This window comes from Porcipelethomonas sp. (assembly GCF_051893655.1).
In the GTDB taxonomy this organism is placed as follows: domain Bacteria; phylum Bacillota; class Clostridia; order Oscillospirales; family Ruminococcaceae; genus Porcipelethomonas.
This window is the reverse complement of record NZ_JBJFHN010000072.1, coordinates 1-2,683: the sequence shown is the minus strand read 5'-3', so window position 1 is coordinate 2,683 and position 2,683 is coordinate 1. Positions and strand designations below refer to the sequence as shown.

Sequence of the window (2,683 nt, the reverse complement as noted above, 5' to 3'; positions counted from 1 at the left end):
AACTGATGTTCATATGATAGAGCTTAATATTTCATGTCCCAATGTAAAACAGGGGGGAATGGCATTCGGCGCTACATGTGACGGTGCAGCCGGAATCACAAAGCTTGTAAGAAAGGCTACAAAAAAGCCCCTTGTTGTCAAGCTTTCTCCGAATGTTACAAGTATTACCGATATTGCAAAAGCTGTAGAAGCTGAGGGTGCTGACGCTTTATCCCTGATAAATACAGTTCTGGGAATGCGGATTGATATTAATACCAGAAGACCTGTTCTGAAAAACAATATGGGCGGAATGTCCGGTCCGGCAGTACTGCCTATTGCGGTAAGAATGGTATGGCAGACAGCCAATTCAGTTAATATTCCTATTATTGGCATGGGCGGTATCTCAAGTGGTGAGGACGCTGTTGAAATGATGATGGCGGGAGCTTCCGCTGTACAGGTAGGGGCAGCAATTTTTACAGATCCTTATGCGCCAATTAAGATTATTGACGGCATAAATGATTATCTTGATAAGAATAATATAAAATCTGTAAAGGAAATTATTGGTTCAGTAAAGCCATGGTAGGAGGAAAAAATGAAAATTATGGCTGTTGATTTCGGGGATTCCCGTACAGGTCTTGCATGCTGTGACAAATCGGAAATGCTGGCTTCTCCGGCTGGAGTTATCTGTGAAAAAGATTTTGATGAATGCATAAAAAAGACCGCACAGGCGGCGGCTGACAATAAAGCAGATATTATAGTAGTGGGATATCCTAAAAACATGAATAATACGTTGGGGGAACGTGCCGAAAAATGTCAGCTTTTTGCCGAAAAGCTTAAGAGCCTGACAGACAAGCCTGTTGAGATGTGGGACGAAAGATGTACCACTGTTTCTGCACACAATTATCTTAATACTACAAATACAAGAGGAAAAAAACGAAAGGCTGTAGTAGATGCTGTTGCGGCGACTATTATTCTTGAAAGCTATATGGGATACCGTAAAAACAGTGGAAAAAATGTTAATGAAATTTAAATATTATTTATCAGAAGTTTCAGATTTGGAAAATAACTCCTTAACTCCTGTTATCAGTACAAAAACTGCAAATATTTTAGTAAGATAATCATTTCCGATAAGTCTTGCAATATAAGTTCCGGCAACTGCGCTTATACAGCCGCAGATAATTGCCGGAATTATTTTTTTCCATTTTACAAGCTTGTTTTTAGTATGAATTATCAGTGCAGCAGCGGCTATGGGTATAAAAAAAAGCAGATTTATACCTTGTGCTGTCAGTTGTTCCATTCCTGCGATTAGAGTCATGTAAAGGATAAGTATCATTCCGCCTCCAAGTCCCATAGAAGCAAGAATTCCTGTCAAAAAAGCTGAAAATAAAAATAAAATATTCATTTGAAAAATAACCTGATTCCTGAAATTATTAATATTATACCGAACGCTTTTTTTAAGTATTTTGAAGGAATTTTTTTCATAAAAAATCCTCCCAGCAAAGCACCGATAAGACCAACAGCAATAATCATAAGTGTGTCTGAAAATATATCTTTAATAATATTAAAATAAAAAACACTGCTTACAATGCTAAGCGGAAGAGTTAATGCAATAGAGGTGGCGTGGGATTCCTTTGTGCTAAGTCCGGATTTTTTTAGCATTGGAACAGCAATAATTCCTCCGCCAGATCCGAATAGTCCGTTTGCCAGTCCGGTAATAATACCCAAAAGATAAAAATAAAACTTTCCCACGCCGTCCTCCTGAAAAATTAAACTATCATGGATGAAAAGCAGTCAACAGCCGTACCAAAGGCTTTGATTGCTTTGCCTGTACTTTTTTTTAGCATTTTCTTTTTCCTGTCAGGTGATTTTGAGACCATATAAAATGCTGTACCTGCCATCATTCCGACAACTGCACCTTTTATCATAGGTTTATATTCCATTGTTTTCACTCCTTAAATAAATTTTCATTTTTATTATTTACAATATTTAAAAAAAATTCATAAAAAATCATAACAAAATAATATATATTTTATTACAAAATATGGAAAAATGATTTTCATCGGAGATTTCTGAAACAGCGGATTTTAACGATGATGGAATTGTTATATCAGAGATGCTGCAGCAATTGCAAGATATTTGGCATCATATTATGTAAATCCTGAAATATAATCTTTTATAATAAGAAAACCCTTCTGAGATTTGATCTGATCTTAGAAGGGTTAAATTTTTATGAATTCTTTTCTGTCTGTATTTCCTTTACTTGTTTTTTTATTCCGGCAAAATGTTTGATTACCTGAAGACCGCCGATTATCACTACGCCTATTATAAAGAACAGAATGCTGAATGTATCAAATGACATGGCATCTTTTGGATTGTCCAATGATTCAGGACCTTTGACAATTGCAAAAAGTGAACCAATCATAAGTCCTAGAATTGTATAAATCGTTTGTGCACGGAACTTTTCCAAAGCTTTTTTGACAAGTCTGACTATAAGAAGAATGCCCAGAATAATACCAATTCCGGCGAAGATCACTATCGGCAGACCTTCAAAATTCAAATGAAGCAAATCTTTTATTGCTGTCATAATAGGAAGGTATGTGCCAAAAATCAAAAGTATTGTAGAGCCGGATATTCCTGGAAGAACCATTGCGGAAATTGCAATCATTCCAGTCAACAGATAATACATAAGACTTCCGAAATTTAC

The 2,683-nt window shown here is 36.0% G+C and carries 6 protein-coding genes; 2 read left to right on the top strand and 4 right to left on the bottom strand.

Annotated features, from left to right (window positions below; translation table 11 throughout):
- Together ACI4WO_RS04005 and ruvX are read left to right on the top strand one after the other, a co-directional pair.
- Nucleotides 1–562: dihydroorotate dehydrogenase (locus ACI4WO_RS04005; RefSeq protein ID WP_439806270.1), on the top strand; the 562-nt coding region annotated here is incomplete at its 5' end.
- Between the two features lie 9 nt (nucleotides 563–571).
- Nucleotides 572–1,009, top strand: a complete 438-nt coding sequence (gene ruvX / locus ACI4WO_RS04000; RefSeq protein ID WP_439806269.1) for a Holliday junction resolvase RuvX — start codon at nucleotides 572–574, stop codon at nucleotides 1,007–1,009.
- 3 nt (nucleotides 1,010–1,012) lie between these two features.
- Here ruvX and ACI4WO_RS03995 read toward each other — a convergent pair whose 3' ends face one another.
- The 4 genes from ACI4WO_RS03995 to ACI4WO_RS03980 form a co-directional block, all read right to left on the bottom strand.
- Entirely contained in the window at nucleotides 1,013–1,381 is a 369-nt protein-coding gene (locus ACI4WO_RS03995; RefSeq protein WP_439806268.1) for a TSUP family transporter, read from the bottom strand.
- A complete protein-coding gene (locus ACI4WO_RS03990) occupies nucleotides 1,378–1,728 on the bottom strand; it encodes a sulfite exporter TauE/SafE family protein (protein ID WP_439806267.1) in 351 nt (116 codons plus the stop codon). The genes ACI4WO_RS03995 and ACI4WO_RS03990 overlap by 4 nt, the downstream gene beginning before the upstream one ends.
- Before the next feature lie 17 nt (nucleotides 1,729–1,745).
- Nucleotides 1,746–1,919, bottom strand: a complete 174-nt coding sequence (locus tag ACI4WO_RS03985) for a hypothetical protein (RefSeq protein ID WP_439806266.1) — start codon at nucleotides 1,917–1,919, stop codon at nucleotides 1,746–1,748.
- Between the two features lie 287 nt (nucleotides 1,920–2,206).
- On the bottom strand, nucleotides 2,207–2,683 hold a 477-nt coding region (locus tag ACI4WO_RS03980; protein ID WP_439806265.1), incomplete at its 5' end, for an undecaprenyl phosphate translocase family protein.